At 65.2% G+C, this 7,346-nt stretch carries 4 protein-coding genes and 2 pseudogenes; all 6 read right to left on the bottom strand.

Annotated elements, in window-relative coordinates:
* Nucleotides 1–1,140, bottom strand: a pseudogene (locus NW75_RS03765) (double-strand break repair protein AddB); the annotation flags it as partial.
* The gene (locus tag NW75_RS03760) at nucleotides 1,133–1,897 is read right to left on the bottom strand and encodes a nucleotidyltransferase family protein (protein WP_033963844.1); all 765 of its coding nucleotides are present in this window, start codon (nucleotides 1,895–1,897) and stop codon (nucleotides 1,133–1,135) included. The gene NW75_RS03760 and the pseudogene NW75_RS03765, both read right to left, overlap by 8 nt.
* Nucleotides 1,894–2,829, bottom strand: a complete 936-nt coding sequence (locus NW75_RS03755; protein WP_033963841.1) for an aminoglycoside phosphotransferase family protein — start codon at nucleotides 2,827–2,829, stop codon at nucleotides 1,894–1,896. Before NW75_RS03755 ends, NW75_RS03760 begins: the two co-directional genes overlap by 4 nt.
* 27 nt (nucleotides 2,830–2,856) lie before the next feature.
* Nucleotides 2,857–3,297: a tRNA (adenosine(37)-N6)-threonylcarbamoyltransferase complex ATPase subunit type 1 TsaE gene (tsaE, locus tag NW75_RS03750; protein ID WP_033963839.1), complete on the bottom strand. Its 441-nt coding sequence runs from the start codon at nucleotides 3,295–3,297 to the stop codon at nucleotides 2,857–2,859.
* A 40-nt stretch (nucleotides 3,298–3,337) separates the two neighbouring features.
* A pseudogene (locus NW75_RS03745) lies at nucleotides 3,338–5,668 on the bottom strand (PAS-domain containing protein).
* 147 nt (nucleotides 5,669–5,815) lie between these two features.
* A complete protein-coding gene (ahcY, locus tag NW75_RS03740) occupies nucleotides 5,816–7,234 on the bottom strand; it encodes an adenosylhomocysteinase (protein WP_033963836.1) in 1,419 nt (472 codons plus the stop codon).
* Nucleotides 7,235–7,346: the final 112 nt, after the last annotated feature.

Raw genomic sequence — 7,346 nt, 5'->3', positions numbered from 1 at the left:
GGCCGCGATCGGGCGTGACCAGCGCGCCCGTCCGCCCCGCGTCTCAGCCACCTCGCGCAAGGCAAGCGCGATCGCCTGCGCCTCCTCGCCCGGCGTCGCCAGTTCCGCCGCCGCAATGCCGCCCAATCGCCGCTGCTCGGCACCGAGCGTCGTCCATTTCGCCGTGAACTCGGCCGATGCCAGCGCGTTGGCGACTGCCTTGCCGCGCGCGACGGTGGCGTCATGATCGCTACCGTCGCGCCACAGCCGCACTTCGCTGCGGTTGACGCTCATTCGTTCGAGCAGCAGCTTCAAATGGAATTGCGGGTGCGTCTCGATCGATCGCCGGGTGAGCCCGGTCGCCGGATCGGGCGCGTGCGGCCCGAGCGCTTGCCACTCAACCTCGTCCATCCCCGTCGCGAGATCGGCCAGCACCACCATCCCGCGCGGGCTGTCCGCCACGCAGCGCAGCAGCCGCGCGACGGCGGGGGCACTATCGGTAACGCCCGCTGCGCAGACGAAACCGGCAGGTGGGGTGCGATCCCAGCGTTCCGCCAGCCGCTGCAACAACAGCCCGCGCCGTTCGGCGGCGTCAATCCGACCGATCCGCTGCAATTCGGCGGGCCAGCGGTCGAGCACAACCGCAAACAGATCCAGCGCGCGCTGCCAATGCGCCGACATTGCTTCGTTGAGCTCGATCTCGCGCAAGCGGCGGGGCGGGATTTCCTCCACCAGCAATTGATCGAGCGTGCGCGCCAATTCGCCCGCCAGCCGCACCGCCTCCGCCGCGTCGACCACCTGGCCGATGCGCGCGCGTTCCTCCGACACAAGTCGCGCCAGGATCATGCGGCGCTGCAAGGGGGCAACCGCAGGTGGCACCGGCACCGGATCATCCGCCGGGTCGAGCGCCGCGCCCACCGCTTCCTCCAGCGCCGGATCGCCGATCGCGACCATCCGCGGCAACAGCAGTCCGCCCGCGCTTGCGCGGACAAAGGCATCGGTCAGCGCGCGTTTGGCGCGATTGTTGGGCAGCAGCACCAGCCCGCGCGCGAGCCCGAGATCGTCGCCGCCAAATTGCCGGATCAGCCCGGCGGCCAGCGCATCGGCAAAGGCGCGATGCGCCGGGATGGTGAAGAGCCTGGGGCCCTTCACCTCAACCATCGGCGAGCATAGCCTCCGTCAGCGGAACGGCTTCCGGGGTGCCAACATCGAACCACAGCCCCTGATGGACCAATCCATATGCCCGCCCGGCCGCAATCGCCCGCTCCCAGAACAGCATGGTCGAGAACGGCCCTTCCGGCCAATCCGCGATCACGCGCGGCGAAAGGATCTGCACCCCGGTATAGACAAACGGCGCAAGGCGTCCGGGCGGCCGCCGCCCAAGAATGCGCCCGTCGGCCCCAAGGCGAAAATCGCCGCGCCCGCCATGATGGTTGGCGCGGGCCAGCGGGACCATCAGCAGCAAGGCGTCCATCGTCGCGTCGTCCCAGCGCGCCGCGAGCATCTTGATCGCATCCGAGGGCCCGTCGACCCACAGATTGTCGCTGTTCACCACCAGAAACGGCTCGTCGCCGAGCAAGCTGCGCGCCTGCACGAGCCCGCCGCCCGTTTCCATCAACCGGCCGCGTTCATCGGACACGACAATGTCGATGCCCGTCTCGCGATTGTGCAAATAAGCTTCAAGCGAATCGGCAAGATAGTGGACGTTCACCACGGCGCGCTCGATACCGCTTGCGCGCAACCGATCGAACACGTGGCCGATCAAGGGCTTGCCTGCCACTTCGATCAACGGTTTGGGGCGGGTGGCGGTCAGCGGGCGCATCCGCTTGCCGAGACCGGCCGCCATCACCATCGCGGTTTTGGGCACCGTACCACCCGGCTCCGGCCGGATGTTGAGCGTGCGCTTGGGCTTCATCATGCCGCCAACACCATCGGATCGCCGCGCAACTCGAACGGAATGGTCGCATCGAACCAGGCCTTGACCGGGGCAAGCGCGGGATGCTCCAGATCGCGGTTGAGATAGCGCCACACCCGCGGACACAAAGCGGCATAGCGGGTCTTGCCGTCGCGCTGCCACAGCCGCGTGAAAATCCCAATGATCTTGGCGTTCCGCTGCGCGCCGAGGACATGGTAGGCAATATCGAACGCTTCGCCCGCGCCCGTCGCCGCTTTGTAGCGCGCCACCATCGCCGCTTCGACATGTTCGTCGACGTCGCGTCGCGCATCCTGCAGCAGCGACACAAGATCGTAAGCGGGGTGGCCCGCCAGCGCATCCTGAAAATCCAGCAACCCCAGCGTATCGCCGCCGAGGAGCATCAGGTTTTCCGAATGGTAATCGCGCAGGACAGTCACCGCCGGCCCCGCGAGCGCATGGTCGAACACGGCGTCCCACGCGGCATCATAAGCCGCCTGATCGGGTGCGATCCCCAGCGCCGGACAATACCATTCGGTCAGCAAATTGGCTTCGCGGTGCAGCGTCGCCCGATCATAGGCAACCGGCGTCGCGGGATCCTCACGGTGCAAGCGGACCAGGAGATCGATTGCGGAACCATAAAGCGCCGGTTCACGCGAAGCATCGCCGTCCACGGTCTCGCGCATCCGCACGTCACCAAAGTCCTCGAGCAGCACCAGGCCCAGGTCGAGGTCGATCCCGTGGATCGCGGGTGCCGCGAAACCGCGTTCCCCAAGCCAGCGCGCAATATCGATAAAGGGGCGCGGATCCTCATTGGGCGGCGGCGCGTCCATCAGGATCGCGCTCCGCCCATCCTTTACCGCGCGAAAATAGCGCCGGAAGGACGCATCGCCCGCGACGGGCTCGATCGTGGCATCGCGCCACCCATTCGCGGCCAGGAACGCGGCGGCCGCCGCCGGGGGGGATCATATCTGCTGCCATCGATCCTTCCAGCCAGCGGGCACGTCGGCTGTCAAGCGGCGGGTGCCATCCGGCAACATCTCCAGGACGAGCGGCAGTGCATCGGGCCACCAGCCCGGTGCCCGTTCCGGCCATTCGATCAGCAACACCGAATCACCCGCCGCATCGTCGAGCCCCAGTTCGGCGATCTCGTGGGAGTCATCGATCCGGTACAGATCGATATGCAACACCGGCATCCGCAGCTCAGGGGGGGCGTAAGGCTGCACGATTGCGAAACTCGGGCTCGGGGCCTCTCCCTGCAACCCAAGCGCGGCGAGAAGACCGCGCGCAATGCTGGTCTTGCCCGCCCCAAGCGGGCCCGACAACGTCACCACATCGCCAGGGCGGACCAACTCGGCCAATCGTGCGCCAAAGGATTCGCTCGCTTGAGGACCGGCCAGAATCATCTCAACATCCTGTCAGCATCATATCGACCCCGCTCCGCCTTCACCGGCGCGGCAGGGTGGCAGTGATCAACGTCCCCTGCCCGGCTTCGGACAGCAGTTCGATCGTGCCGCCATGCGCCTCGACAAACTGCTTGGCGAGCGGCAGGCCCAATCCCAAAGCGCGTTCCCCGTCGCGGGTGATCCCCGGTTGCGCGAAGCGATCGAAGGCACGCGTCACCGCCTGCGGACTCATCCCCACCCCGTCGTCGGACACCACGATCCGCGCCGTGGCATCGGTACCGTCAGTGTGGAGCAGAACCCGCCCCCCGGCCGGCGTACCCGCGACGCATGGCGCAACAGATGCTCGATCACCTGTTGCAGCCGCCGGGCATCCCCCGTTATCGCGCCGGTTGACGGCAGGATCTCCACGGCGAAATCCAGCTTTCGCTTGTTGGCCAGGGGTGCCACCGCATCGGCGGCGGCCTGCGCAACCGCGCCAAGATCGATCGGCTGCATGTCGAGTTCAGGGGCCTTGCCCTCGGCTTGCGTAAGGTCCAGCACTTCGTCGACCAGCATACCGAGGCGTTCGACCGATTGGAGAATCGCCTCGACATATCCCGACGCGGAGGCGCTCAGCTTCCCGGCATAGCCCTCGTTTAGCATCTCGGCGAAACCGCTGATCGAAGTCAGTGGCGTGCGCAATTCGTAGCTCATCGTGGCGACGAACGAGGTTTTGATGCGATCGGCCGCCTCCAGCGCTTCATTGCGATCGCGCAGTGCGCGCTCGATCCGGCGACTGTCGGAGATGTCCAGCATCGTGAACAGGCCATTGCCATCGGGCAACGGCACGGCTGCAAATTCGAAATGTCGGCCATCGGCGAAACCGACGCGGCCGCCGCGCTGCTGCCGCTCGACGGTCGCGGCACGAACAAGGTCCGCGATCAACGAAGCTCGCGCCGGATTGGCAAGCTGGCGCGACGCGGCTTCGGCAAGTACGTCGACGCGCGGATGCGTCGCCAGGAATTCCTCGTCGAATCCCCACACCAGCCGGAACTTGTTGTTCCACAATTGCAGCCGGCCATCGGCGGCAAACACCCCCAACGCCTCATAGAGATTCTCGAAGGTCGCGGTGCGCACGCGCAACAAGGTGTCGCGGGCACTGGCCAATTGCACCTGTTCGGTGCGATCCTCGAAGATCAGCAATAGGCCACCATCGGGCAAGGGTTGCGCAACGACGCGCAGATGCGCGCCGCCGGGAAGATGCCATTCCTCCTCCTGTCCGCCGCCCGCCGCGAGAAACCAGTCGCGCCGCTCGGCCTTCCAGCCCGGAAAGTCGCGCACTTCGGGCAGGCGTTTGGCTTCGCGCATCCGTTCCAGCACCCGGTCGAATTCGGGGCGATCCGCCAGCCATTCGGCCTTCATGGCGAACAAGCGCCGAAACGGTTGATTGCAGAAGACCAGCGAGCGGTCGGCCCCAAATTGCACCACGCCCGCCGAGAGCCGGTCCAACATCGCGCGCTGCGCATCATCGAAGCGCTTCAAGCGTGCGCGGGCTTGCTCCAGATCCTCAATATCAATCGCAAAGCCGGCGACGCCCCCCGGTTGAGAGCGGGGCGTCATACACGCGCAGCATCCGTCGCTCACCGCGGATCGTCGCGGGCATCGTTTGCGACTGCACCGATCTCGCATCGCGCGCCAACACGGCGTTGCCGAGCGGCCCGCCGACGCCCGATCCCTCCACCAGCTCGAGCCCGCGCGCGATTACGTCCTCGGCAGACGCCGCTTCGACGGCGTCGACATATTGCGAATTGACCATGGCCAGCCGCAAGTCGGCCCCCCGGTACCACATCGGCATGGGTGCCGCCTGGATGACACCGCTGAGATCTTCATACAGCGCGGTCGCCTGGCCGATGGCCACTCCGAGCTGCGCAATCTCATCTTCCGTGTCGGTTGCGTCAAAGACCCACAGGATAACGCCGCCTGGCGCTTGAAACGCCTTGGGAACGCGCGCGCCACGGATCATGAGCGCGCGCGCCGATCCCTTCACCCGCAGCGCACGCGAGAAGGGCCGCCCGGACTTTTGCGCGGCCGCAACGTCTGACGAAAGGGCGGCGAGATCTTCCCCGGTGAGACCCGCATCAACGACCGAGAGGTCATCCAAATAACGAGGAGCGATCGCCAAACCCAACCAGTCGGCCAGGCGTTGGGAGCACTCAACCCGACCATCGCCTCGAACAATCATCGCTAAAGCCGGAGCCGACCCAAGCATCGCTTCCAAGCGCGCGTTTTCGGCAAATGCCACCGCAGCTTCGCGTCGCGCACGTAGACCAGAGAAGAGACTCCAGGCGGCAGCACCAATCAACGCCGCCAAGGCGACACCGATCCCGGTCATGTTTGTCGCCGAAAGCTGGTTCACCGCGTGGGGTCCTGATCCATAGACGACCCATAAGCTACTCACGCTGCGTGCGGGAAGGCCCCAAAAGCACAACGGCCACCGCGATTTCTCGCGGCGGCCGCTTTGTACTTCGTCCGCTCGATATCAGTAGCGATAATGATCCGGCTTGAACGGTCCCTCGACCGGCACGCCGATGTAACCGGCCTGCTTCGGGGTCAGCTTCGAAAGCTTCACGCCCAGCTTGTCCAGGTGGAGCGCGGCCACCTTTTCGTCGAGGTGCTTCGGCAGGACGTACACTTCGTTCTTGTAGTTCTCGCCCTTGGTCCACAGCTCGATCTGCGCGAGCGTCTGGTTGGTGAAGCTGGCCGACATCACGAACGACGGGTGGCCCGTCGCGCAACCCAGGTTCACCAGGCGGCCCTTGGCCAAGACGATGATCTGCTTGCCGTCGGGAAAGGTCACCAGATCGGTGCCCGGCTTCACTTCGTTCCACTCATAGTTCGACAGCGCGGCGATCTGAATTTCGCTGTCGAAGTGGCCGATGTTGCACACGATCGACATCGGCTTCATCGCCTTCATGTGATCGGCGGTGATCACGTCGGCGTTACCGGTTGCGGTGACGAAGATGTCGGCGCGGGTCACCGCCTCTTCCATCGTCACGACTTCGAAGCCCTCCATCGCCGCCTGCAGCGCGCAGATCGGATCGATTTCGGTGACCATCACGCGCGCACCGCCATTGCGGAGCGACTGCGCCGAGCCCTTGCCGACGTCGCCGAAACCGGCGACCGCAGCAACCTTGCCGGCGAGCATCACGTCGGTGGCGCGACGGATCGCGTCGACCAGCGATTCCTTGCAGCCATAAAGGTTGTCGAACTTCGACTTTGTCACCGAGTCGTTGACGTTGATCGCCGGGAAGGGCAGCTCGCCCTTCTTCGCAATCTCGTACAGGCGGTGGACGCCGGTGGTGGTCTCTTCCGAAACGCCCTTCAGGTTCTTGACGGTCTCGGTCAGGTAACCCGGATATTTGGCGACGAACGCCTTCAGCGCGCGCTGGAATTCGACTTCCTCGTCATTCTCGGGCTCGCCGAGCGTATGACCGGCTTCGAGCTTCGCGCCCCAGAGTGCGAACATGGTCGCGTCGCCGCCGTCATCCAGAATGATGTTGGCGGTGGTGCCATCGGTGCCGGCACCCCAGTTGAAGATGTCGCCGACATAATCCCAATAATCGGCCAGGCTCTCGCCCTTGATCGCGAACACGGGAACGCCCGTCGCGGCAATGGCGGCAGCGGCATGGTCCTGGGTCGAGAAGATATTGCAGGTCGCCCACCGCACCTGCGCGCCTAGCGCGGTCAGCGTCTCGATCAACACGGCGGTCTGGATCGTCATGTGCAGCGAACCGGTGATGCGCGCGCCCTTCAGCGGCTGCGACGCACCGAATTCTTCGCGCAGCGCCATCAGGCCAGGCATTTCGGTTTCTGCGATGTTGATCTCCTTGCGGCCGAAATCGGCAAGGGTGATGTCGGCGACGACATAGTCGGTCGGACGGTCAAGAACGGTGGCCACGCAGGAATCTCCGGTTTGGTTGATGAGGCGGCCCGTAACGCGGGTCAGGCTCCAAATCAAATATAAAGATGTCTTTATATGTTATGTGAGACGGTGTCTGGCCGTGATGACG

It is taken from the genome of Sphingomonas sp. Ant H11 (assembly GCF_000797515.1).
In the GTDB taxonomy this organism is placed as follows: Bacteria; Pseudomonadota; Alphaproteobacteria; order Sphingomonadales; family Sphingomonadaceae; genus Sphingomonas.
Note: the sequence above shows the minus strand (reverse complement) of the source record. Positions and strands in the feature narration are given on the sequence as shown.

What these genes read in the sequence shown, in the direction of transcription:
- NW75_RS03760 (WP_033963844.1), bottom strand. Translation starts at nt 1,897, where the DNA reads ATGATGAAGCCCAAGCGCACGCTCAACATCCGGCCGGAGCCGGGTGGT.
- tsaE (WP_033963839.1), bottom strand. Translation starts at nt 3,297, where the DNA reads ATGATTCTGGCCGGTCCTCAAGCGAGCGAATCCTTTGGCGCACGATTG.